Annotated in this window: 18 protein-coding genes and 1 tRNA gene; 6 read left to right on the forward strand and 13 right to left on the reverse strand. The window is 63.8% G+C overall.

Annotated features, from left to right (window positions below):
- The 8 genes from WBF69_RS00730 to WBF69_RS00765 form a co-directional block, all read right to left on the reverse strand.
- The gene (locus WBF69_RS00730; protein ID WP_424260211.1) at nt 1-1,104 is read right to left on the reverse strand and encodes an acyl-CoA dehydrogenase family protein; all 1,104 of its coding nucleotides are present in this window, start codon (nt 1,102-1,104) and stop codon (nt 1-3) included.
- A gap of 16 nt (nt 1,105-1,120) precedes the next feature.
- A complete protein-coding gene (locus WBF69_RS00735) occupies nt 1,121-1,663 on the reverse strand; it encodes a carboxymuconolactone decarboxylase family protein (RefSeq protein WP_424260213.1) in 543 nt (180 codons plus the stop codon).
- Nucleotides 1,664-1,818: 155 nt separating this feature from the next.
- Nucleotides 1,819-3,729, reverse strand: coding sequence for an ABC-F family ATP-binding cassette domain-containing protein (locus WBF69_RS00740; protein ID WP_424260215.1), 1,911 nt, complete (start codon nt 3,727-3,729; stop codon nt 1,819-1,821).
- A complete protein-coding gene (prmB, locus tag WBF69_RS00745) occupies nt 3,726-4,622 on the reverse strand; it encodes a 50S ribosomal protein L3 N(5)-glutamine methyltransferase (protein ID WP_424260217.1) in 897 nt (298 codons plus the stop codon). Before prmB ends, WBF69_RS00740 begins: the two co-directional genes overlap by 4 nt.
- Nucleotides 4,623-4,670: 48 nt before the next feature.
- On the reverse strand, nt 4,671-5,819 hold the full coding sequence (gene dapE / locus WBF69_RS00750) for a succinyl-diaminopimelate desuccinylase (RefSeq protein WP_424260219.1): 1,149 nt from the start codon (nt 5,817-5,819) through the stop codon (nt 4,671-4,673).
- Between the two features lies 1 nt (nt 5,820).
- Nucleotides 5,821-6,642, reverse strand: coding sequence for a 2,3,4,5-tetrahydropyridine-2,6-dicarboxylate N-succinyltransferase (gene dapD, locus WBF69_RS00755; RefSeq protein ID WP_424260221.1), 822 nt, complete (start codon nt 6,640-6,642; stop codon nt 5,821-5,823).
- Between the two features lie 165 nt (nt 6,643-6,807).
- The gene (locus WBF69_RS00760; RefSeq protein ID WP_424260223.1) at nt 6,808-8,439 is read right to left on the reverse strand and encodes an acyl-CoA synthetase; all 1,632 of its coding nucleotides are present in this window, start codon (nt 8,437-8,439) and stop codon (nt 6,808-6,810) included.
- 13 nt (nt 8,440-8,452) lie between these two features.
- Nucleotides 8,453-9,664, reverse strand: coding sequence for an ABC transporter substrate-binding protein (locus tag WBF69_RS00765; protein ID WP_424260225.1), 1,212 nt, complete (start codon nt 9,662-9,664; stop codon nt 8,453-8,455).
- Between the two features lie 137 nt (nt 9,665-9,801).
- On the opposite strand from WBF69_RS00765, the gene WBF69_RS00770 reads away from it, so the two are divergent.
- Nucleotides 9,802-10,599, forward strand: coding sequence for an EcsC family protein (locus WBF69_RS00770; protein ID WP_424260227.1), 798 nt, complete (start codon nt 9,802-9,804; stop codon nt 10,597-10,599).
- 21 nt (nt 10,600-10,620) lie between these two features.
- Here the strand turns inward: WBF69_RS00770 and WBF69_RS00775 are convergent, their stop codons facing one another.
- The 3 genes from WBF69_RS00775 to WBF69_RS00785 are packed head-to-tail and all read right to left on the reverse strand — an operon-like array spanning nt 10,621 to nt 16,471.
- The gene (locus tag WBF69_RS00775) at nt 10,621-12,060 is read right to left on the reverse strand and encodes an efflux transporter outer membrane subunit (RefSeq protein ID WP_424260229.1); all 1,440 of its coding nucleotides are present in this window, start codon (nt 12,058-12,060) and stop codon (nt 10,621-10,623) included.
- Entirely contained in the window at nt 12,057-15,263 is a 3,207-nt protein-coding gene (locus tag WBF69_RS00780; RefSeq protein WP_424260231.1) for an efflux RND transporter permease subunit, read from the reverse strand. The genes WBF69_RS00775 and WBF69_RS00780 overlap by 4 nt, the downstream gene beginning before the upstream one ends.
- Nucleotides 15,264-15,271: 8 nt before the next feature.
- On the reverse strand, nt 15,272-16,471 hold the full coding sequence (locus WBF69_RS00785; protein WP_424260233.1) for an efflux RND transporter periplasmic adaptor subunit: 1,200 nt from the start codon (nt 16,469-16,471) through the stop codon (nt 15,272-15,274).
- A gap of 137 nt (nt 16,472-16,608) precedes the next feature.
- Here WBF69_RS00785 and WBF69_RS00790 point away from each other — a divergent pair, with 137 nt between their 5' ends.
- Nucleotides 16,609-17,628, forward strand: coding sequence for a LysR family transcriptional regulator (locus WBF69_RS00790; protein ID WP_424260235.1), 1,020 nt, complete (start codon nt 16,609-16,611; stop codon nt 17,626-17,628).
- Between the two features lie 131 nt (nt 17,629-17,759).
- Here the strand turns inward: WBF69_RS00790 and WBF69_RS00795 are convergent.
- Nucleotides 17,760-17,844: transfer RNA gene (locus WBF69_RS00795), tRNA-Leu, on the reverse strand.
- Between the two features lie 114 nt (nt 17,845-17,958).
- On the opposite strand from WBF69_RS00795, the gene tig reads away from it, so the two are divergent.
- From tig to lon, 4 genes are all read left to right on the forward strand, one after another.
- Nucleotides 17,959-19,269 (forward strand): trigger factor, encoded by a 1,311-nt coding sequence (gene tig / locus WBF69_RS00800; protein ID WP_424260237.1) that lies wholly within the window; start codon nt 17,959-17,961, stop codon nt 19,267-19,269.
- On the forward strand, nt 19,269-19,928 hold the full coding sequence (gene clpP / locus WBF69_RS00805; RefSeq protein ID WP_424260239.1) for an ATP-dependent Clp endopeptidase proteolytic subunit ClpP: 660 nt from the start codon (nt 19,269-19,271) through the stop codon (nt 19,926-19,928). Before tig ends, clpP begins: the two co-directional genes overlap by 1 nt.
- 13 nt (nt 19,929-19,941) lie before the next feature.
- Nucleotides 19,942-21,237: an ATP-dependent Clp protease ATP-binding subunit ClpX gene (clpX, locus tag WBF69_RS00810; RefSeq protein WP_424260240.1), complete on the forward strand. Its 1,296-nt coding sequence runs from the start codon at nt 19,942-19,944 to the stop codon at nt 21,235-21,237.
- Between the two features lie 156 nt (nt 21,238-21,393).
- Nucleotides 21,394-23,853 carry an endopeptidase La gene (lon, locus tag WBF69_RS00815; protein WP_424260242.1) on the forward strand — a complete coding sequence of 820 codons (2,460 nt, stop codon included), beginning with the start codon at nt 21,394-21,396 and terminating at the stop codon, nt 23,851-23,853.
- A gap of 128 nt (nt 23,854-23,981) precedes the next feature.
- On the opposite strand, the gene lexA is transcribed toward lon, so the two are convergent.
- Complete coding sequence (gene lexA, locus WBF69_RS00820) at nt 23,982-24,743, reverse strand: transcriptional repressor LexA (RefSeq protein ID WP_424260244.1); 762 nt, start codon at nt 24,741-24,743, stop codon at nt 23,982-23,984.
- Between the last annotated feature and the right edge of the window lie 167 nt (nt 24,744-24,910).

Consider the following 24,910-nt stretch of genomic DNA (forward strand, 5'->3'; position numbering starts at 1 on the left):
TCAGGCCGCCTGGCGTTGTTCCAGCGCATGGATTTCCTTGCGCAGGTGTTTCAGGGCCGGGGTGACGATGGCCACGAACAGAGCTTCGCGCAGCCGGCGCTGGGCGGGGCTGCTCATCAGATAGCCGGCGGCGCCGGCATGCAGAGCGGCGGACTGGGTGGCTCGCAGGCTCAGTTCCGATCCCAGAGCGCGGGCGCGCAGGACGCTGAGCAGTGGCGCGTCCCGGCCCTGCAATGCCAGCTCGCGAGTCCGAGCCACCAGTTGCTGCAAATCGCGCTCCAGATCGCCTTCCTGGTCATCCAGATAGCTGTTCACGTGCTGCAGCCGCTGATTGGTGGCGTGGATGGTGTCCAGGCTGGCCTGGACCAGGCCGGCGCCCATGCCGATCTGCATCAACAGGAAACCGGGTTTGAAGCCCTGCACGTAGGCATCGAAGCCCTCGGGGCCGGACAGCACATCCTGCGGCGGCACGAAAAGGTCTTTCAGGCGCACGCCATAGGTGCCGCTGCCTTCCAGGCCTGCAAACGTCGGGCAGGCCCGCAACGTCAGGCCATCGGCGCCGGGCGGAACGGCAAACATGACGTAGCCGCCCTCATCCAGGGCCGCGGCGACGATCAGCAGGTGGTCCGGCCCCAGGTTCGAGACCCAGGGCAGGGCGCCGCTGATGCGATAGCCATCGCCTTCCCGGTGGCCGCGCAGATTGATGCGTTCGATGCCGGCCAGATGCTTGACGGCGTTGGACATGCCGGTGCCGGCCAGCAGACGACCGCTGGCGATGGCCTGCAGGTAGCGATCTTTGACGGCCTGATTGTCGCTGCGGTGCAGATACCAGGCGCAGGTGGCCTGGCACCAGGTCAGGAAGGAGGTCGATCCGCAGGTGCGGGCGACCCGGGCGATGATGTCGATCTGGGCGGGCAGGTCGCCGCCCAGGCCGCTAGCTTCGAGCGGCAGGGCGGCGCCAAAGCCGCCCAGGCTACCCAGCGCCCGCATGAAGTCGCCGGGGTACAGGCCCTGATCGATGGCCTCGACCTGGGGGGCCAGGGTGTCGCGGATCAATTGATCGATTCTGTCGTCCGTGCCGGCAGGCTGTGCTGCGTGTGTCATGGTGCGTCCTTGCCGCTCAGGCGTAGGCTTGGAGTTCCGGATTGATGGGAGTGCGAGCCAGGTTGTTGGCGTAGTTGCACAGGGTGGCCAGGCTGACGCCCAGGACGACATCGAGGGCCTGGGCGTCGGTATAGCCGGCGGCCTTCAGGTCGTTCAAGGCGTCGTCGGACACCTGGCCGCGGTGTTCCAGCACTTGCAGGGTGAATTGGGCCAAGGCGTTTTGTTTGGGGTCGGACAGGGCCTGGGTGCCGCGCAGGGCGTCGATCAGTTCCTGGGGCAGTTGCAGTTTCTTGGCGGCGATCTTGGTGTGACCGGCGACGCAGAAGCCGCAACCGTTATAGGTGGCGGCGGTGATCTGGACGATTTCCCGTTCGGTGGGGGTGAGGCTGTTGCGACCGTTGATGGCGCCGACGACCTGGTAGGTTTCCAAGGCTGTCGGGGCGTTGGCCAGGACGCCCAGCAGGTTGGGCAGGAAGCCGCTGGCTTTTTCGGCGTTGCGCAGGCGTTCTTGGGCCTCGGCGGGGGCGGATTCGACGGACTGGATGGGAAGGCGGCTCATGGTGTTGGGAGTGAACTAGGTTTAGACCTGTTCATTCTATGGAGCCTGGTTCTCATAGCGAACGACTATAAGAGAATTAAATTATTCAGGATTGGAATATAGGGTGGTCTCCGAGGCTTGGGGCGGTGTTGGCCGGAGTGATACGGGGGGCGTGCTTACAGCGCTTCGATTTCCGTCTGGATGTCCAGCCATTCTTCTTCGGCGGTTTGCAAGGCCTTGCTGAGTTCGCCGTGTTCGGCCAAGAGGCCGGGGCGGTCGTCCTTGTGCGCGTCGGTGTAGAAGGCGGGATCGGCGATCAGGGCGTCCAGTTCGGCCAGCCGGGTCTGGGCGCGGGTCATGGCGTCTTCGATCTTTTTCAGGCGGGTTTCCAGGGGCTTGCGGCGGGCGGCCAGTTGTTGGCGGGCCTGGGCTTCTTCGCGGCGCTGGGCTTTGCGATCGGGGGCGGGGGCAGCGGTGGCTCGGGCGGCCTGATTTTGCTGGGTTTGGCGCTGCTGCAGCCAGTCCCGGTAGTCTTCCAGGTCGCCGTCGAAGGGCTGGATCTGGCCGTCGGCCACGATCCAGAAGGTATCGACGGTGGTGCGCAGCAGATGCCGGTCGTGCGAGACCAGCAGGACGCTGCCGGGGAATTCGGCCAGGGCGCGGGCCAGGGCCTCGCGGGTGTCCACGTCCAGGTGATTGCTGGGTTCGTCCAACAGCAGCAGATTGGGTTTGCGCCAGACGATCAGGGCTAGAGCCAGTCGGGCTTTTTCGCCGCCTGAAAAGGGCGCTACGGGCTGGGTGACCATGTCGCCGCCGAAGCCGAAGCGGCCCAGCATATTGCGCAGTTCTTGTTCCCGTGTGTCGGGGGCGATACGGGCGAAATGCTGCAGCGGGCTGGATTCGGGATCCAGCACATCCAGTTGTTGCTGGGCGAAATAGCCGATTTCCAGGCCCTTGGCAGGCTGCATGTGGCCGGCCAACGGGGCCAGTTCCTGGGCCAGGGTCTTGACCAGGGTACTTTTGCCGGCGCCGTTGACGCCCAGGATGCCGATGCGGCTGCCGCCGCGCACCATCAGGCTGATGTCCTTCAGGATGGTGCGCGGTTCGCCGCCGGCGGGGTTGGCGTACCCCAGGGTTGCGTCGTCCAGGCGCAGCAGCACGTCGGGGGTCTGGACGGGGTCCGGCAGACGGATGTCGATGCCGGATTCCACGGCCAGGGGGGCCAGGGTCTGCATGCGGGACAGGGCTTTGACCCGGCTTTGCGCCTGTTTGGCTTTGGATGCCTTGGCCTTGAAGCGATCGATAAAGGCTTGCAGATGGGCGGTTTCGCGCGCCTGTTTCTGGCGGGCCAGTTGGTTCTGGCGCAGGCGCTCGGCGCGCTGTTCCAGGAAGTCTTCGTAGCCGCCCTTGTAGCGGATCAGCTTGCCGCTTTCAAAGTGCAGAATGACGCGGGCGACCGTATCCAGGAATTCCGTGTCGTGCGAAATCAGCAGGACGGTGCCGGGATAGCTGTTCAGCCAGCGCTCCAGCCACAGCATGGCATCCAGGTCCAGATGGTTGGTGGGTTCGTCCAGCAGTAGCAGGTCTGATGGCGCCATCAGGGCGCGGGCCAGGGCGATGCGCATCTGCCAGCCGCCGGAAAAACTGGCGACGGGGCGGGCCCATTCATCGGGCGCGAAACCCAGGCCGGCCAGCAATTGCTCGGCGCGGGATGGGGCGCTCCAGGCCTCGGCCTCGACCAGCGCGGATTCGAGTTCGGCGATCTGCTGGCCCTGATCCGGGTGCAGGGCGGCGCGTTGCGCCTGCAGGTCGCGCAGGTGGCGGTCGCCGTCGATGACGAATTCGCGGGCGGCACGGTCTGTGTCGTGCAAAATCTGTTCGACGCTGGCCAAACGCCATGAGGCGGGCATGTCCACGGCCCCGGCGTCGGGGTCGATCTGGCCCTGCAGCAGAGCGAAGAGCGACGATTTTCCCGCCCCGTTCTTGCCGACGAAGCCCACGCGTTCGCCCGGATGCACGACAAATTCGGCGTCTTCCAGCAGAACCTTGACGCCGCGCCGCAGGGTCAGGTCACTGGCGCGGATCACGCCGTCAGCTGCGCGCGGCGCAGCAGCAGGATCTGGTCGCTGGCGGTTTCCGTGCTCAGCCAGACGGGGTCCAGATCCGGGAATGCCGCCTGGAAATGCGCCTGTTCGTGGCCGATCTCCAGCACCAGCAGGCCGTCGTCCGTCAGGTGCTCAGGGGCTTTCGTCAGGATGCGCCGCACCAGATCCATGCCATCCTGGCCGCCGGCCAGGGCCATGCGCGGCTCGTGCCGATATTCGGGCGGCAGCGCCGTCATGGCCTGGCTGTTGACGTAGGGCGGATTGCAGATGATCAGGTCGTAGCGGCGATCGCCGGGGATCTGGGCGAACAGATCGCTGCGCAGCGCCTGCACGCGGCCCTGCAGTTCGTGCAGGGCGATGTTCGATTGCGTGACCGCCAGGGCGTCGGGTGACAGGTCGACCGCATCCACCTGAGCGTCCTCGAAGGCCAGGGCCGCCAGAATCGCCAGACAGCCCGATCCGGTGCACAGATCCAGCACGCGCGTCACGGCGTCGGGGTCTTCGATCCAGGGCGTCAGTTGTTCGGCCAGCAGTTCGGCGATCGGCGATCGCGGCACGATCACGCGCTCGTCCACCAGAAAACGCTCACCTTGCAGCCAAGCCTCGCCCGTCAGGTAGGCGGCGGGCTTGCGGCTGTTGACCCGTTCGTGGATCAGGTCGACGCAGCGCTGGCGTTCGCGTTCCAGCAGGCGCGCATCCAGAAAGGGTTCCAGCGTGTCCAGGGGCAGGTGCAGAGAATGCAGCAACAGATAGACGGCCTCGTCCCAGGCATTGTCGCTGCCATGACCAAAGACCAGATTGGCGCCGCGAAAGCGGGTCACGGCCCAGCGCAGCAAGTCGCGCAGGGTCAGCAGTTCGGTATGGGGAGAAGCCATGTCGGGCGAGTGCGTTCCGATGGAGCAGGGGCGGCGCCGTGGCGCGGATCAGCTGTGTCCCGCGTCGGGCAGCAACGTTTCCAGGACCCTGCGATAAATGTTTTTCAGGGGGACCAGGTTGTCCAGGGGCAGGCATTCTCCCACCTGGTGTATGGTCCGGTTCAAAGGGCCGAACTCGACGACCTGCGGACACAGGCGGGCGATGAAGCGACCGTCGGACGTGCCGCCGGTGGTCGAGAGTTCCGCCCGCACACCGGTTTCATCCGAGATGGCCGATTGTAGCGCAGCGCATAGCGGCCCTTGCGGGGTCAGAAACGGCAGCCCGCTGAGCGTCCAGGTGATGTGGTAGTCCAGCCCGTGACGTGCCAGGATGGCGTGCACGCGCGCCTGCAATCCGTCTGGCGTACTGGCGGTGGAAAAACGGAAATTGCAGTCGATGACGGCTTCGCCGGGAATGACATTGCCCGCGCCCGTGCCGGCATGCAGATTGGACACCTGGAAGGTCGTGGGCGGGAAGTAGACATTGCCTTCGTCCCAGCGAACAGTGCTTAGTTCGGCCAGCGCAGGGGCCAGTTCGTGGATGGGGTTGCGGGCCAGATGCGGGTAGGCCACATGACCCTGGATGCCGCGCACCGTGATGCGCGCCGACATCGAACCCCGCCGCCCGTTTTTAATCGTGTCGCCCAGCCGGTCGCCCGAGGTGGGTTCGCCGACGATGCAGTAGTCCAGCGTATCGCCGCGGGATTCCAGGACGCGGCAGACGTGCACGGTGCCGTCGGTGGCCGGGCCTTCTTCGTCGGATGTCAGCAGCAGGGCGATGGACCCTGTGTGCTGCGGATGGGCGGCGGTGAATTCCTCGACGGCCACGACAAAGGCGGCCACGGATGTTTTCATGTCGGCGGCGCCCCGGCCCACCAGCATGCCATCGGTCTCGGTCGGCTCGAAAGGTGGGCTGGGCCAGGCGGATTCGGGGCCGGGCGGGACGACGTCGGTGTGGCCGGCAAACACCAGCAGGGGGGCGTTGGCGCCGCGCCGCGCCCACAGATTGCTGACGCCGCCGCTGGGCAGCGATTCGCAGGTGAAGCCCAGGGGGCCAAGCCGCTGAGCGATCAGGTCCTGGCAACCGGCATCGTCGGGCGTGACCGAGGGGCGGGCAATCAGCGCATGGGCCAGCGCGCGGACATCGGCATCAGCCATCTCAGGCCCTCAGCAGGTCGTTGATGCTGGTCTTGGCGCGGGTCTGGGCGTCGACGCGCTTGACGATCACCGCGCAGGCCAGGCTGTGGCTGCCGTCAGCGGCGGGCAGGGAACCCGGCACCACGACGGACCCCGACGGGACCCGACCGTAATGAATCTCGCCCGTCGTGCGGTCGTAGATTTTCGTGCTTTGTGAAATGAAAACGCCCATCGCCAGGACGCTGTTTTCCTCGACCACCACGCCCTCGACAATTTCGGAGCGGGCGCCGATGAAGCAGTTGTCTTCGATGATGGTCGGGCCGGCCTGCAGCGGTTCCAGCACGCCGCCGATGCCCACGCCGCCGGATAGATGCACGTGGCGACCGATCTGGGCGCAAGATCCCACCGTCGCCCAGGTGTCCACCATCGAGCCTTCGCCCACGCGGGCGCCGATGTTCACGTAAGACGGCATCAACACCACATCGGGGGCGATATAGGCGCCCCGCCGCACAGTGGCCGTGGGCACGACCCGGATGCCGGACTGCTGAAAATCGGCGGGGGAGTAATCCTGGAACTTCAGCGGAACCTTGTCGTAGTACAGCTGAGGGGACTGGCCCATGACGCGGTTGTTCGTCAGGCGAAAGGACAGCAATACCGCTTTTTTCAGCCATTGATGCACCTGCCACTGACCATCGATTTTTTCGGCCACCCGCAGCGTGCCGTCATCCAGCCCCGCCAAGGTGTGTTCGATGGCCTGGGCCAGCGCGCCAGGTGTCAGGCCGGACGAGATCGTGGCCCGGTCTTCCCAGGCGGATTCGATGAGGTTCTGGTGAGCAGTGTGCATGACGGCGGGACCCTCGTTGGCGCTGATAAAAAATCGGGGGACTATTTTATCAGCGTGTTTGCCGTCTGTCGGACGAATGTTCAATCGCCAGTCAGCCGGCGTCCAGCCCATTTGTCAGAAATCGATTTCCAGGCGGGTGGCGTCATGGAACAGGGGGCCAGCTTTCTAGGCGTCGGGGTGTTGGTGCAGATCGCGCAGCGCCTTGCGGATCACCTTGCCCGTGGTCGTCATCGGCAGGGCATCCATGAATTCGATCAGGCGCGGGTATTCGTGGGCGGCGGCGCGCTGCCGGACATGATCCTGGATCTCGGCGATCAGCGCGGCGCTGGACTGGAAGCCTTCTTTCAGCACGATGCAGGCTTTGACGATTTCGGTGCGTTCTGGGTCCGGGACGCCGATGACGGCGGCCATGCGGACGGCTGGGTGGCTGAGCAGACAGTCTTCGATCGGCCCCGGGCCGATGCGGTAGCCCGCGCTGGTGATGACGTCGTCGCCGCGCCCCTTGAACCACAGATACCCGTCCGCGTCGCGCATGCCGCGGTCTCCTGTGACCAGGAATTCGCCAATGAAGGCGTCGGCGGTGGCGCGCGGGTTGGCCCAATATTGCAGGAACATCACCGGGTCGGGGCGGCGCACTGCGATGTGGCCTTCGGTGCCATCGGGCAGGATGCGTCCGTTGTCGTCGATGATCCGGACGTCATGACCCGGTACGGGCCGTCCCATGGCCCCCGCTCGCGGCTCGAACAGGGCCGCGCATGATGACACGATCATATTGCACTCAGTCTGCCCATAGAATTCGTTGATCGTGACCCCCAGGGTCTTGCGTCCCCAGGCGATCAGCTGGGCGCCCAGGGTTTCGCCGCCGCTGGCGACCGACACCAGCCGCAAGGCGCCGTATTGTTCCGGCGCATCCAGGGCGCGCAGCATCTTCAGCGCAGTGGGCGGCAGGAAGGTATGGCTGACTTGGTGCCTGGACATCAGCCGCCAGGCTTGTTCAGCGTCGAATTTGCCAAAGCGGTGGGCCAGGACGGGGACGCCGTGATGCCATGACGGCATCAGCACATCCATCAGGCCGCCGATCCAGGCCCAGTCAGCCGGCGTCCACATCAGGCTGGCCTGCTTGGGGAAGAAGTTGTGCGAGATCTCGACGCCGGGCAGGTGGCCCAGCAACATGCGATGGGCATGCAAGGCGCCCTTCGGTTTGCCGGTCGTGCCCGAGGTATAGATGATCACTGCCGGGTCATCGGCCAGTGTGTCGTGCGGCGTCAGGGCCTTGCCTCGCTGGGATTCGATGGCGCCCCAGAAAGCGGTTTCGTCCTGGGGTTCGGCATGAATGTTCAGGACGCAGCTCAGATCTGGCAGCGCGGCCCGTATGGCCGCGATCTTGCCCATGCCTTCGGTGTGGGTGACCAGCACCCGTGCGCCGGAATTCCCCAGCCGGTATTGCAAGGCGTCGGTGCCGAACAGCGTGAACAGGGGTACGGCAATGGCCCCAAGCTTATAGACGGCCAGGTGGGACAGAGCGGTTTCCAGCGACTGGGGCAGCAGGATGCCGACACGGTCGCCGGGTCTCACGCCGCGCGCCCGCAGGGCCAGAGCCAGTTCGTCGGACCAGTGTTTCAGCTGGTCGAAGGTATATTGATCGGGCGGCGAGTCGCCGCGGTCCACGATCAGGGCGGGACGACCGCTGCCGTCGGCCCATCGGTCACAGACGTCTGTGCCGATGTTGTAGTGCGCCGGTACCGACCAGGAAAAATCCCGGTACGTATGAGCATAGTCGTCTCGCGCCTGAAGCATGTGGGTCTCCGGTTCAGCCTTTGAGCAGTGAGCAGGTCGATTCCGATTCCGGTCCGTAAACCGATTCGGCGGGCAGGGTGCGCACGATGTTGTAGTAGTCCCAGGGCGCCTTGGATTGCTCGGGCTTTTTCACCTGCGCCAGGTACATGTCGTGCATCATCAGGCCGTCTTTGCGCACATAGCCGTTTTTGACAAACATATCGTTGATCTTGTGCGATTTCAGGTACTGCATGATGGTGTCGCCGTCATCCGTGCCAGTGGCTTTGACGGCTTCCAGGTAGTTTTTGGCCACGGAATAATCACCGGCTTGCAGGAAGGAAGGCGCGCGCTTGTGTTGGTCGAAGAAACGCTTGGCCCAGGCGCGCGAGTCGTCGGACTGGTTCCAGTACCAAGGCGTGGTCAGATACAGTCCCGCGGTACTTTCCAGGCCCAGGGCGTGGATGTCGTTGATGAACACCAGCAGACCGGCCAGTTTCATGGTCTTGGTGATGCCGAACTCGTTTGCGGCTTTGGCGGAATTGATGAAATCCCCGCCGGCGTTCGCCAGCCCCAGCACCTGGGCGCCCGAGCTTTGGGCCTGCAACAGGAAGGATGAAAAGTCCGATGTGGCGATCGGCGCGCGCACGGCGCCCAGAACCTTGCCGCCGTCCTTTTTCACGACCGCGGCGGTATCTTGTTCCAGCGAATGGCCGAACGCATAGTCAGCCGTCAGGAAGAACCAGGTCTTGCCGCCCTCGCGCACGACGGCGGACCCGGTGCCATTGGCCAAGGCTACCGTGTTGTAGGCGTAGTGCACGGTGTAGGGCGTGCATTTTTCATTGGTCAGTTGCGACGAGCCGGGGCCGACCGCCAGGAAAGGTTTTTTCTTTTCGGCAGCGACTGCGGCCATGGACAGCGCCGTGGCGGAATTGGTGCCGCCCACCAGCATGTCCAGTTGCTGGGTGTCGAACCAATCACGGGCCCGGGCCGAGGCGATGTCGGCCTTGTTCTGGTGGTCGGCGGTCAGCAGTTCGATCTTCTTGCCGTTGATCTCGCCCCCCATGTCGGCGATGGCCATGCGGATGGCATCGGCCCCCGCTTGTCCGTCGATGTCGGCGTATACCCCGGACATGTCGGCGATGAAGCCGATGCGGATGACGTCATCCGACATGCCGGCGGCGTGGGAAGGCAGGCTGGCGCCGAGGCCGAACACGGCCAGAGCAGCCGCCAAGGCGGTTTTTTTCATAAGTTTGTCTCCTGAGTATGCTGTTTTTATCCGCTCGCGCGGTATGGACCACGATACAGAGGTGCAGCCGCGCTGTCGAGGATTTGGAATACTTGGCGCACAATGGGCGCATGGATCAACAAGAACGGATAGATGTGATGGATGTACCCTGGAGCGCTGCCGATATGGCGGATCTGCGCGTGGCCCGTCAGTTGCTGGAAAATCCCGGCCTGGCCGCCCGTATGACCAACCTGGTCGGCACACCCATCGAGAAAGGCCTGGACATGCTGTCCCTGGGCTGGCAGGCCAAGCTTGCCGGCATCACCCGCGGCGCCCTGAGCAAGGCCGCCGACGCGGCGATTTTCACCCTGAGCGATACCCCCGGCGCGGGCAGTGCGGATCGCTGGCACAAATGGGGGGCGGCGCTCAGCGGCGGCGTCGGCGGATTTTTCGGCCTCGCCGGCTTGGCGGTGGAATTGCCGGTGTCCACGACGCTGATGATGCGCTCCATCGCCGCCATTGCCCGCAGCGAGGGCGAATCCTTGCAGGACGCCGATACCTGCAGGGCTTGTCTGGAAGTCTTCGCTCTGGGCGGCAAGGCCGACGCCGATGATGCCGCCGAGAGCGGTTATTACGCCGTGCGCGTGGCGCTCGCCCAGGCGGTGGGTCAGGCCGTGGACTATCTGGGCGCCAAGGTCGCGGTGGACAAGGCGTCCACCCCTGCGATGGCGCGCCTGATCGCGGCCATTGCGGACCGTTTCGGCATCCAGGTCACCGAGAAGGTCGCCGCCCAGGCCGTCCCTGCCTTGGGCGCAGCGGGCGGCGCGCTGGTCAATACCCTGTTCATCAACCACTTCCAGGATATGGCGCGCGGCCATTTCACCGTGCGTCGGCTGGAACGCAAATACGGAGAAGACGCGGTGCGGGCCGCCTATCTGGCGCTGGCGAGCGAATAGGGCACGGTTCCGGGCGACCCCTCAGCTGTCCCAACCCCCGCCGAGTGCCCGGATCAACTGCACGGCTTCGTGCGCGCGCAGGCCATCCAATTGCACGACGGCGCGTTTGCGCTGCAGCACGTTGCGGTCGGCGTCGATGACTTCCAGGTAACTGACCGAACCGGCTTCGTATTGGGCTTTGGACAGTTCCGCTGCGCGGGCGGCGGACGCCACGGCGGAGTCCTGCACCTCGCCTTGCTCGCCCAGCAGACGCAAAGAAGACAGGCCGTCTTCGACTTCTCCAAAGGCCTTGAGCACGCTTTGACGGTACAGGGCCACGTCTTCTTCGTAGCGGGCGCGGGCGCGATCCACGCCGGCCTGGCGGCGGCCACCATCGAAGATCGGCAGCGAGAGCGCCGTCCCCACCAGCGGACCCAGCAGGAAACTGCGGCTCGACCAGCGCAGCAGCTCGTCCAGTTCGGATGATTCGAATCCGAAGGCGCCCGTCAGGGTCAGTTGCGGGAACAGGGCGGCCTTGGCGGCGCCGACCCTGGCATTGGCGGCTGCCAGGGCCCGTTCCGCTGCGGCAATGTCAGGGCGCCTTTCCAGCAGGGAAGAAGGCAGGCCGGCGGGGATGGCGACCGGGATCCTGGCCAGAGGCTGACGCGACAGGGAAAAGTCCGCGGGCGGTCGCCCGAGCAGCAAGGCCAGTCCGTGCTCGGCGGCGGCGCGTTGACGATCAATGCCCAGCGCCTGGGCGCGCGCCGTCGCCAGTTCAGACCGGGCGCGCGCGACGTCCAGTTCGCTGATGTCGCCTTCACGGTAACGCGTCTCGACCAGATCCAGGCTCATGCGGCGCAGAGCAATCGTGTGCTCGTAGAGCAGGGTTTCGCCATCCAGTTGCCGGATCAGGAAATAGGATTGTGCGACGTCGGCCTGCAGCGCCAGCAGCACGGACTGGTAGAGGGCCTGTGCCCGCTGGGCGTCGGCGCTGGCGGCATCGACTTCCGAGGCGACACGACCAAAGAGATCGACTTCATAGGCCAGGCCGGTCTGCGCACGCCAGAGCGTGGCAGTGCCGCCTGGGTCAGCGGCGCCCTGGATGGCTTCCGATGTGCGCTGACGGTTGGCGGCCAGACCGGTCGTCAGTTCCGGAAGCCGGTCCGCCCGGGCGCGCCCCAGCAGTGCGCGCGCCTGCTTTACGCGTGCGGCGGCGGCCTGCAGGTCCTGGTTCGCCTGCATGGCTTGTGTTTGCAGGGCATCCAGCGCGGGATCCTTGAAAATGGCCCACCAGCGCCCTCGCGCCAGCGCATCGGCTGGCTGGGCCTGCTTCCAGCGCTGCTGTTCGGCGGCGCTCAGGCTGGCTTCCTTGAAGGCGGCGGGGACTTCGACGGCGGGCCGTTCATATTTGGGGCCGACGGCGCACCCGGCGAGCAGGGCCAGCAAGCTTGCCGTGGCAGCGAAAGAAATGCGTGTGATCATGAGCGGACTTCCACAGAGGGGGTTGCGGCGGGGGTGGATGGGTCCGGGTGCGCAGCGTCGGCGCGTCGGAACTGGAATCGGACAGCGAGCGCGCGCAGCAGCACATAGAACACCGGGGTCAGGTACAGACCGAACAGCGTGACGCCCAGCATGCCGAAGAAGACCGCGATCCCCATCGCGTGGCGCATTTCCGCGCCTGCGCCGGTGGACAACACCAGGGGCACGATGCCCATGATGAAGGCGATGGACGTCATCAGAATGGGGCGCAGGCGCAGGCGGCTGGCTTCCCGCGCGGCCTGCGCGGCGGACATGCCCTGGGCCTCCAGTTCGCGCGCGAACTCGACGATCAGGATGGCGTTCTTGCAGGCCAGGCCGACCAGCACCATGAGCCCGATCTGGGTGAATATATTGTTGTCTCCCTGGGTCAGCCAGACGCCGGTCAGGGCGGCCAGCGCGCTCATGGGCACGATCAGGATGACTGCCAGCGGCAGCGTCAGGCTCTCGTACAGGGCGGCCAGCACCAGAAAGACCAGCAGGACGCTGATGGGGAACACCCAGATTCCGGCGTTGCCGGCCAGGATCTGCTGGTAGGTCAGATCCGTCCATTCGAACTTGATGCCTTTGGGCAGGGTTTGCGCTGCGATGCGTTCAGCCACCGCCTGGGCTTCGCCGGACGAATAGCCGGGCGCCGGACCGCTATTGATGTCGGCGGCGGTGTAGCCGTTGTAGCGCACCACCATCTCCGGCCCATACGTCGGTGTCAGCGACACCAGGGAACCCAGCGGCACCATGGCGCCCGAATCGCTGCGCGTCTTCAGCCGCAGAATGTCCTCGGGGTCGGACCGGAAGGGCGCGTCGGCCTGGGCCTTGACCTGGTAGACGCGCCCGAAGCGGTTGAAGTCGTTGATGTACAGCGAGCCCAGGTAGATCTGCATGGTGTCGAACACGTTCGTGACGGGTACGCCCAGTTGCTTGGCCTTGACCCGATCCAGATCCACGTCCAGTTGCGGCACGTTGATCTGGTAGCTGGAAAATGCCGGCCCCAGTTCCGGCGTTTGCGCCGCCTTGGCCAGGTAGGCCTGGACCGCGTCGTTCAGGCGGTCATAGCCCAGCCCGGCGGTGTCCTCGATTTGCAGCTTGAAGCCGCCCACCGTTCCCAGGCCCATGACGGGCGGTGGGGGAAACACGGCGGTAAAGGCTTCCTTGATTCCGGAAAATTGCTGACTCAGCGCTGCCGTGATGGATTGGGCGGACGTTGCCGCGTCCTGGCGCTTGTCAAAGTCGTCGAGCGCGATGAAAACGACGGCTGCGCTGGAGCTGTTGGTGAAGCCGTTGATCGACAGGCCGGGAAACGCAACGACGTTTTTGACGCCCGGTTGGGACAGCGCGATGTCGCTCATGCGGCGGACCACGGCATCCGTGCGTTCCAGCGATGCGCCGCTGGGCAGTTGCGCGAAACTGACCAGATACTGCTTGTCCTGCCCCGGCACGAAACCGCCCGGGACGATATAGGTGACGCCCGCCGTCAGCGCGAGCAGGACCAGGTAGACGCCGAGGGTCGCGCCCTTGCGCCGCACGACGGCGCCCACGCCGTGTGCGTAGTGGTCGGAGGCGCGCCCGAAAGCGTGATTGAAGGCGCGAAAGAATCCGCCCAGGACGCGGTCCATGCCGCGGGTCAGCGCATCGGGTTTTGCTCCGTGGGGTTTGAGCAGCAAGGCGGCGAGCGCCGGCGACAAGGTCAGCGAATTGAACGCCGAGATGACCGTCGAAATGGCGATCGTCATGGCGAATTGCTTGAAGAACTGTCCGCTCAACCCCGTCATGAAGGCCAGCGGCACGAACACGGCGACCAGCGTCAGGGCGATGGCGATGATCGGGCCGCTGACCTCGCGCATGGCGCGGTACGTGGCGTCGCGGGGGCTGTGGCCGGCCTCGATGTTGCGTTCGACGTTCTCGACGACCACGATGGCGTCGTCCACGACGATGCCGATCGCCAGCACCAGGCCGAACAGGGACAGCGCGTTGATGGTGTAGCCGAACGCCAGCATCAGGGAGAACGTGCCGATGATGGAGATCGGCACCGCCAGCAGCGGGATGATGGACGCGCGCCAGGTCTGCAGAAAGACAATGACGACGAGCACGACCAGGGCGATGGCCTCCAGCAGCGTCGAGATCACCGCCTCGATGCTGGACCGGACGAACTGCGTGGGGTCATAGACGATGCTGCTTTCGAGCGATGCCGGGAAGTCGGCGGACAATTCCTGCATGGTGGCGCGCACTGCGTCGGAAATGGCCAGGGCGTTGGCGCCAGGCGCTTCCATGATCGCCATGGCGACCGCCGGTTTATTGTCCAGCAGGGACCGCAAAGCGTATTCAGATGCCGCCAGCTCGATGCGCGCCACGTCCCGCAGCCGGGTGACGCCGCCGTCGGCGGAAGACTTCAGGACGATGTCGCCGAATTCCTCTTCGGTCCGCAGGCGTCCCTGCGCATTGACTGAGAATTGCATGGCCACATCGGGGCTGCTGGGGGACGCGCCGATGACGCCCGCGGCCACCTGCACGTTCTGTTCCCGGATCGCGGCGACGACGTCGCTGGCGGTCAGGCCCCGCTCGGCGACTTTGCTCGGGTTCAGCCAGACGCGCATGGCGTAGTTGCCAGCGCCCCATACTTGTACTTCGCCCACGCCCGGGATGCGCGCCAGCTTGTCCTTGACGTTCAGGACGGCGTAGTTGCGCAAATAGGTCAGGTCGTAGCGCTGGTCGGGCGAGACCAGATGCACGACCATGGTCAGGGTGGGCGTCGCCTTGACCGTGGTGACCCCCAGACGCTGAACGTCCTCGGGCAGGCGTGGCAAGGCTTGCGCGACCCGGTTCTGCACCAGTTGCTGGGCTTTGTCGGGGTCCATGCCCAGGTGAAAGTTGACCGTCACCGCCAGGTTGCCGTCGCTGTTGGCCTGCGACTGCATGTACAGCATGTTCTCGACCCCGTTGATGGCTTCCTCCAGGGGCGCCGCCACGGTTTCGGCGATCACCTTGGGATTGGCGCCGGGAAATTGCGCGCGCACGACGACCGAGGGCGGCACGACCGCCGGATACTCGGAAATCGGCAGTCGGAAGACCGCGAGCAGGCCGGCCAACAGGATCAGGACAGAGAGAACCGCCGCAAAGATCGGTCGGTCGATGAAGAATTTGGAAATGTTCATGGGGCCGCTCAGGATTGGTGCTGTTCATCCGGCTTCGAGCCGGGCAGGGCGCCCACCGCGAGCGCGCCGTCATCGGTTTGGACCAGCGTCGGCGCCACGATGTCTCCGGGCCGGACGCGCTGGATGCCGTTCACGACGACGCGGTCTCCCGCCGACAGGCCGGTCCGGACGACGCGCCGACCGTCCCGGCTGGCGCCCAGCGTGACTTCCCGGTAGGCGGTCTTGTTCGCCTCATCGACGACCATGACGAAACGCTTGGCCTGATCGGTGCCGATCGCCTTTTCCTGCAGCAGCACGGCCTCGTGAGGAGCGCCGGCGCCCAGGCGGATCTTGGCGTAAAGCCCGGGCCGCAGAAGACCGTCCGGATTGTCGAACAGCGCCCGCACCCGGATCGTGCCGGTTTGTGGGTCGAGGCTGTTGTCCAGGAACGCCAGCGTGCCGTGGCGGGGGTAATCCTGCTCATTGGCCAGGCCCATGGACACAGGGGCGGCTGCCCCGGCGCCTGCGTCGTGCATCTGCAGGAAGGTTTGTTCGTCCACCTCGAACGAGGCGTAGAGCTGCGAGACCGAGACCAGGGTGGTCAGGGGCCGCGCGTTGCCCAGGCCGACGACATTGCCTTCGGTCGCGTCAGCTTTCGAGACCCGCCCGCTGATGGGGGCGGTGATGCGGGTGTGCTCCAGATCGAGCTGCGCCGATTGCAGTGCGGCCTGCGCGGCCTGCACACGGGCCGAGGCCTCGCGAGCCGCATTGCGCTTTTCCTCGAAATCCCGGCGGGCGATCGCATTGCCGGCCAATAGCCGTCGGCCCCGGCTCAGATCCGCGCTGGCGTAGGCGTCCTTTGCTTTGGCCGCCGTCAATTGCGCTTGGGCCTCGTCGACCGCAGCCTGATAGGGGCGCGGGTCGATGGTAAAGAGCGGATCGCCGCGCTGAACCAGTGCGCCGTCCTGAAAATGGACCTGGATCAGGGTGCCGGACACCAAGGGCCGGATGTCGACCCGATCCACGGCTTCCAGGCGTCCGGAATATTCATGCCAGTCCGTGATGGCCTGGTAACGGATCGTGGCGACGTCAACCTGAATAGCGGGTGCCGGAGGCAGTTTGCCGTCGCCGGCGGGTGTGCCGGTGCTGTCGCGCATCAGCAGCACACCGCCGGCGAGCAGCAGTCCGGCCAGTGCAAAGGCGACGTGTCGTGCGGGGAAAGAGGGCATGGCGGGATTCCTTTTGATGAGTGCGTTATTATTTGTTATTCGCGAATTTGGATAAATATCCAATTTTTGTTATCACTATTCAAATCCAGCAAACAATAGCGACGCGGTCAGCCTAGCCGCGCGCCGGGAGCACAGGGATGGATCATCTGCAAGCCATGCGCGTCTTTACGCGAGTCGTCGATGCCAACAGCTTTACTCAGGCGGCAGACAGCCTGGGCATGCCCAGGGCCACCGTGAGCACACTGGTTCGCAAACTGGAAAAATACCTGGGGACGCGGCTGTTGAATCGCAGTACGCGCCGCCTGAGCCTGACGCCGGACGGGGCGTCTTACTACGAGCGCTGTATCGGCATCCTGGCCGACGTCGAGGATGCGGAATCGTCCTTTCGCGACCGGGCGCGCGGCCCGCGTGGTCTGTTGCGTATCGATGCGCCGCCATTTCTGGGTCGGCAGGTGTTGGTGCCCAGGCTGTGTGAATTCCACCATCGCTACCCGGACATCGAATTGGTGGTCGGCATGAGCGACCGGGTGGTCGACATGGTCCAAGAGGCCGTCGATTGCGCCTTGCGCATTGGCGAACTGCAGGATTCCACGCTGGTTGCCAAGCGCATCGGCGTCTTCAGGACGCTGACGTGCGCGGCGCCGTCCTATATCGAACGCTACGGGAAACCAGAACGCATCGAGGATCTGGGCCGTCATCGGGCAGTCAATTATTTCCTGGCCCGGACCGGGCGCACGGTGGACTGGAGCTTCCTGGTGAATGGCGAAATCGTGAATGTACCCATGAAAAGCTCGCTGTCCGTCAACGATGCCGAGGCCTGTATCAGCGCCGGGCTGGGCGGGTTCGGCATGATTCAGCCGCCGCGCTATATGGTTGCGCCATACCTGGATTCCGGCGAGCTGATTGAGGTGCTGGAACCCTGGGCGCCGTCGCCGATGCCGATTTCCATCGTCTATCAGCAAAGCCGGCACCTGTCTTCCAAGGTCCACGTGTTCGTCGACTGGATTACCGAGGTCTTTCAGGGGTGTGCGTTGATGGAAAAATGCCGGGGCGACTATCCGCTGGATCAGGACTGCCGGTTTGCGTGCGAGGGGGAGATGTCCAACGGCCTGCAGGAAATCATGGCGCGGCAGAATCTGCTGGAAAGTGTATTCTAGGGAATCACCCAGCCCGTCGCGTGATTCCGGAGAGACCACGCCGACGGGGTGTCGATTGGGCTTGAATGTGACTTAACCCACTGATTTTGCTGGTTATTTATGTTATGCTATCAGCAATTTCAAGGCATCAGTGGTGCGAACGGAGAGACTTGAACTCTCACGCCTTTCGGCGCCAGAACCTAAATCTGGTGCGTCTACCAATTCCGCCACGTTCGCTAGGTTAGCCGGGCATTATAGCGTGAAACTCCCGGCGCTCCGGTGCTTCTACGCCGGCCTCGACTTTCCGCTAAAATAGCCCGTTCACTGTCCATTACTATCAATAGGTTCCGAATGCAGCCCGTGGTTGAAAAACTGTCCGGCCTGGAGCGCCGTGTCGATCTGAGCGTTTCTGTGGCCGACATCGAGAAAGAAGTCCAGGCACAACTCAAACGCGTCGCCCGCACAGCCAAGGTCCAGGGGTTTCGCCCCGGCAAAGCCCCGCTGTCCGTGATTGAACGCAGCCATGGCCCTTCGGTGCGCTATGACGTCATCAATACCCAGATCGGCAAATCCCTGGACAAAGTCATTGCCGACGCCAATTTGCGCGTCGCCGGTTCGCCCAGCCTGGAACCCAAGGTCGATGGTGTCGAAGAAGGCATCATGGCGTTTTCCGCCACCTTCGAAGTCTATCCCGACGTCGAACTGCCCGACCTGTCCAGCCTGAAGATCACCCGCAGTGCGGTGCAGGTGGGTGATGCCGAAGTCCAAAAGACCATCGACATCCTGCGCAGCCAGCGCACCATCTTCAAGGCCGTCGCAGATCGCGCCGCTCAGTCCGGCGACCGTATTACGCTGGATTTCGCCGGCACCATCGATGGCGTGGCCTTTGATGGCGGCACCGCCCAGGACTTCCCCTTTGTGCTGGGCCAGGGCCGCATGCTGCCCGAATTCGAAGCTGCCGCCACTGGCCTGAAGGCCGGCGAAAGCAAGGTCTTCCCGCTGGATTTCCCGGAAGACTACGGCAGCGCCGCTGTGGCGGGTAAACAAGCTGAATTCACCATCACGGTGAAAGAAGTCGCCGAACCCGAACTGCCCGAAGTCGATGCTGATTTCGCCAAGGCGCTGGGCCAGGCCGACGGCAACGTCGACGCCCTGCTAACCGAAGTGCGCGGCAACGTCGAACGCGAAGCTCAGGCCCGTGCAAAAAGCCGCACCAAAGGCAGCGTGATGGACGCCCTGGCTGCCGCCTGCACCTTCGATCTGCCCAAGGCCCTGGTAGACAGCGAAGTCGCCAGCCGCACCGCCGCCGCCCGCGAAGAACTGAAGCAACGCGGTCTGCCCAATGCCGATTCCATCCCCATCCCGGAAGACACCTTCCGTCCGGAAGCCGAACGCCGTGTGCGTCTGGGCCTGCTGGTGGGTGAACTGATCAAGTCCGCCGACCTCAAGGCCAAGCCCGAGCAGGTCCGCGAGCGCATCGAGGAATTCGCCAAAAGCTACGAGCAACCGGCCCAGGTCGTCGCCTATTATCTGTCCGACCGCCAGCGCCGTGCCGAAATTGAATCGCTGGTGCTCGAAGACAATGTCGTCGATCACGTCCTGGCCGCTGCTCAGGTCACCGACGAAAACGTGGATTTTGATACCTTGATGGGAACGCGTTAATGTCCAGGTTCACCGATTTCTATGCCTCGATGTATGGGGGAGATTCCGTCACCCCCACGGGCCTGGGCTATGTGCCCATCGTCATCGAGCAGTCCGGTCGCGGCGAACGCTCCTACGATATCTATTCGCGCTTGCTGCGTGAACGGGTGATCTTCTTCGTGGGGCAGGTCAACGATCAGTCGGCCAACCTGGTCGTGGCCCAGCTGCTGTTCCTGGAATCGGAGAACCCTGACAAAGACATTTCTCTGTACATCAATTCGCCGGGCGGTTCGGTCTACGCCGGCATGGCCATCTATGACACCATGCAGTTCGTCAAGCCGGCTGTGTCCACTCTGTGCACCGGCCTGGCCGCCAGCATGGGGGCGTTCTTGCTGGCGGCGGGTGAAAAGGGCAAGCGTTATGCCTTGCCCAATTCCCGCATCATGATCCACCAGCCGTCGGGCGGGGCGCAGGGTCAGGCATCTGATATCCAGATCCAGGCCAAGGAAATCCTTAGCCTGCGCGAACGCCTGAACGGTATCCTGGCAGATCGCACCGGGCAGGATATCGAGCGCATCGGCATCGATACCGAGCGCGACAATTTCATGTCCGCCGACGACGCGCAAGCCTATGGCCTGATTGACAAGGTCCTGGTTTCGCGCACCGACGAGACCAAATAAGTACAGGGTTGCCATGACCGAAAAAAAGGGATCCGGCGAGGATAAGGCCTTGCATTGTTCCTTCTGCAATAAAAGCCAGAGCGAAGTTCACAAACTGATTGCGGGTCCTTCCGTGTTCATTTGTGACGAATGCATCAGCCTGTGCAACGACATCATCCGGGACGAAAAGCAGGACGCAGCCCGCGATGCCGTGCGTAACGAATTGCCAACGCCCCAGGAAATCAAGACCTTCCTGGATGGCTACGTGATCGGCCAGGAAACGCCAAAACGCAATCTGGCGGTGGCGGTCTACAACCACTACAAACGCATCCGCTACGCCGAAGCCAAAAGCGGTGACGTCGAGCTGTCGAAAAGCAATATCTTGCTGATCGGGCCGACCGGTTCGGGCAAGACCTTGCTGGCGCAGACCCTGGCTCGCATGCTGGACGTGCCGTTCGTCATGGCGGACGCCACCACGCTGACCGAGGCCGGTTATGTGGGCGAAGACGTCGAAAACATCATCCAGAAGCTGCTGCAGAATTGCAACTACGAAGTCGACAAGGCTCAGCGCGCCATCATCTACATCGACGAAATCGATAAAATTTCGCGTAAATCCGACAATCCGTCGATTACCCGCGACGTGTCGGGCGAAGGCGTGCAGCAGGCCCTGCTGAAACTCATCGAAGGCACGGTGGCGTCGGTGCCGCCCCAAGGCGGACGAAAACACCCCAACCAGGACTTCGTCCAGGTGGATACCACCAACATCCTGTTCATCGTGGGCGGCGCCTTCGATGGGCTGGAAAAGATCATCCGCGATCGTAGCGAACGTTCCGGCATTGGTTTTTCAGCCACGGTACGGGCGCGTTCCGAACGCGGCGTGGGCGAATTGTTTGCCGAGGTCGAACCAGAAGACTTGATCAAATTCGGTCTGATTCCCGAATTGGTCGGTCGCTTGCCGGTGGTCGCCACGCTGGAAGAACTCAAGGAAGACACGCTGGTTCGCATTCTCACGGAACCGCGTAACGCCGTGGTGAAACAATTCCAGAAACTGTTCGAAATGGAAGACGTGGAACTCGACGTCACGCCCGACGCGCTGACGGCAATCGCCAAACGCGCCATCAAACGGCGTACGGGCGCTCGAGGCCTGCGTTCCATCATGGAACAGTCGCTGCTGGCCACCATGTTCGAGCTGCCCACCCGCCAGGACATCAACCGCGTGGTGCTGGATGCGGATGCCGTCGAGGGGCAGGGGGCGCCTGAACTCATTCAGGGGCCTCGGAACGCCGCTCATTCCGACGAGGAAAAGCCTCTGCGCACCGCAGCAGCCTGATCATCCACTCAGCGACCGGTTCTGCCTTTATACTGACTGACAGGCACGAGGTCTTGAAAGCCTCGCACCTGGCACCATATGGGTAGACAGGCAATACACGAAAAAGGAAGCCTGAGCTTCCTTTTTTATTGGAATCAATCGTTTTAGGAAGCAACCATGTCTGCTAGCCAGATTCTGACCCAGGAACCTGCGGATTTGCCGCTGCTGCCGTTGCGCGATGTCGTGGTCTTTCCTCATATGGTCATCCCGCTGTTCGTGGGGCGCCCGCGTTCCATTAAAGCCCTGGAACTCGCCATGGAAGGCGGCAACAGCATCATGCTGGTTGCTCAAAAATCCGCGGGCAAGGATGACCCCACACCGGATGATCTGTACGAAATCGGCTGCGCCGCCAGCATTTTGCAGATGCTCAAACTGCCCGACGGGACCGTCAAGGTCCTGGTAGAAGGCCAGCAGCGGGCGCGCATCCATGCGGTGTCGGATGCCGAAACGCACTTCGCGGCCAGCGTCAGCGGCATCGCCGAAGACGAATCCGACCTGGCCGAGGCCGAGGCCATGCGCCGCGCCGTGCTGGCCCAGTTCGAACAGTACGTCAAACTGAACAAGAAAATCCCCCAGGAAATCCTGACCTCGCTGACCGGCATCGAAGACGCCGGTCGTCTGGCGGACACGATTGCCGCGCATTTGCCGCTGAAGATCGAACAGAAACAGTCCCTGCTGGATATGGTCGGGGCCGTGCCGCGTCTGGAAGCCTTGCTGGCGCAACTGGAATCCGAAATCGACATTCTGCAGGTCGAAAAACGCATTCGTGGCCGCGTCAAAAAGCAGATGGAAAAGAGTCAGCGCGACTACTATCTGAACGAGCAGGTCAAAGCCATCCAGAAGGAACTGGGCGAGGGAGAGGAAGGCGCAGACATCGAGGAACTCGAACGCAAGATCGCCGCTGCCCGCATGTCCAAGGAAGCCCGCAAAAAGGCCGACAGCGAGCTTAAAAAGCTGAAACTGATGTCGCCCATGTCGGCGGAAGCCACCGTGGTGCGCAACTACATCGACACTCTGATCGGCCTGCCTTGGCACAAAAAGAGCCGGGTCGACAACACCCTGAAAAACGCCGAAGAAGTCCTCGACGCGGATCACTATGGCCTGGAAAAGGTCAAGGAACGCATCGTCGAATACCTGGCCGTGCAGCAGCGCGTCGAAAAGCTCAAGGCCCCCATCCTGTGCCTGGTGGGGCCTCCGGGCGTGGGCAAGACATCCCTGGGGCAATCCGTGGCGCGGGCGACCAATCGCAAGTTCGTGCGCATGGCCTTGGGCGGTGTGCGCGACGAGGCTGAAATCCGTGGTCACCGCCGCACCTACATCGGTTCCATGCCCGGCAAGATCCTGCAGAACATGAGCAAGGTCGGGGTGCGCAACCCCCTGTTCCTGCTCGACGAGATCGACAAGCTGGGCGCGGATTTCCGCGGCGACCCCTCGTCGGCGCTGCTGGAAGTCCTGGATCCGGAACAGAATCACACCTTCCAGGATCACTACATCGAGGTCGATTTCGATCTGTCCGATGTGATGTTCGTGGCCACCAGCAATACGCTGAACATTCCGCCGGCCCTGCTGGACCGCATGGAAGTCATCCGCCTGTCAGGTTACACGGAAGACGAAAAGGTTCACATCGCCTTTGACCATCTGCTGCCCAAGCTGATGAAAAACAACGGCGTGCAGGACGGCGAACTGACCGTGACGGACGCCGCCATCCGCGACATCGTGCGCTACTACACGCGCGAAGCAGGGGTGCGGGCGCTGGAACGGGAAATCTCCAAGATCTGCCGCAAGGCCGTCAAACGCCTCTTGTCGGCCAATCCGGTGGGCAAGGGGCGCAAGGTCGCCAAAGTCGTCGATTCCCTGACCGTGGATACCGACAATCTGGGCGATTACCTGGGCGTGCGCCGCTTCAGTTTCGGCGTGGCCGAAAAAGAAGACCGCGTCGGGCAGGTGACGGGGCTGGCCTGGACGGAAGTGGGCGGCGATCTGCTGACCATCGAAGTCGCCGACATGCCCGGCAAGGGCGTGGTCACGCGTACCGGTTCCTTGGGCGATGTGATGAAGGAATCCGTCGAAGCCGCCCGCACAGTGGTGCGGGCCCGCGCCCGCCGTTGGGGGATTGCCGATCAGGTCTTTGAAAAACACGACCTGCACGTGCACTTCCCGGAAGGCGCCACGCCCAAGGACGGCCCTTCCGCCGGTGCCGCGATCACCACGGCTATGGTGTCGGCGCTGACCGGCATTCCGGTGCGCGCCGACGTCGCCATGACAGGGGAAATCACCCTGCGCGGCGAGGTGCTGGAGATCGGCGGCCTGAAGGAAAAGCTGCTGGCGGCGCATCGCGGCGGCATCAAGACCGTGATGATCCCCGAGGAAAACATCAAGGACCTGGCTGAAATCCCGGATAACGTGAAAAACCACCTGGAAATCATCCCGGTGCGCTGGATCGACCGGGTGCTGGAAGTCGCTTTGCAGCGCATGCCCACGCCGCTGTCGGACGAGGAGGTCGCCCGCCTGGCTGCTGAGGCCCTGACGGCGGCCAAGCCCTCGGGCTCCGGGACCGGAGATGTGATCAAGCACTGACCCCTGCGTCCGGCTTGACGGCGCTATGACACTAAACAGGCCTCGCTTCTTTTCGAAGCGAGGCCTGTTTTTTTTGCCGGGGGTTGCCCCCAGGGCAAAAAGGCTCTATTGGGAGTAGCAAGCAGCCGTCAGTGCAGCGAGGTCGTGCGGATCAATCCCACGGCGATGCCTTCGATCGCGAAGTCGTCGCCGTCGCCCACCACGATGGGGGAAAAGTCGGGGTTTTCGGGTAGCAGGCGGATGTGCCGGCCTTGGTGATCCAGGCGTTTGACCGTGACGTCGTCGCCCAGCCGGGCCACCACGATCTGGCCGTGGCGGGCATCCGGTGTGCTGCGCACCGCCAGCAGATCGCCATCCAGGATGCCGGCATCGCGCATGCTGCTGCCGCGTACTCGCAGCAGGTAGTCGGGGGCGGAGTCAAATAGCTGCGGCGCCACCGGAATTTCGCGTTCGACGTGTTCCGCAGCCAAGATCGGACTGCCGGCGGCCACACGGCCAATCAGCGGGATCAGGTGCGGATCGGAATCAGCTGTCCAGATGGGCGCCCCAGGAGGGGGCTGGATCGCCCGCGCCGCCGTGATCAGCCCGGCGCTGGCGGGCGGTTGCGTGGCCTGAGGAGAGACGGGTGGGAAGGAGGATGCTCCGGCCTGCGCCTGTGGGGCTGCCGGCTGCGCCAAAGCAGTGAGCTGGATGCCGCGCGACGTGCCCGCTGTCAGCAGGACGTAGCCCTTGCGTTCCAGTGCGCGCAGATGGTCTTCTGCAGCGTTGGCGGAACGGAAACCCAGTGTCCGGGAGATTTCAGCGCGAGTCGGCGGGCGCCCCGTCTGGTTGATGGCCTGGGCGATCAGCGCCAGGATTTGAGCTTGCCGGGCAGTGAGCTTAAGAGACATAGCGGGCTACTGGATGAAAACACAGCCTGTATTCTGTCGGAATGCTCGGGATAAGGCAAGGCCCGGATGGAAGTCCGGGCCTTGTGTCGTGCAGCTATGGCGGTCAGGACACGCCTGCCTCGCGGCCTGTATGCCTTTTGGGTTCGCCAGGCATGGGGCGTCCTTCA

Source organism: Castellaniella sp. (genome assembly GCF_049673105.1).
Taxonomy (GTDB): domain Bacteria; phylum Pseudomonadota; class Gammaproteobacteria; order Burkholderiales; family Burkholderiaceae_B; genus Castellaniella.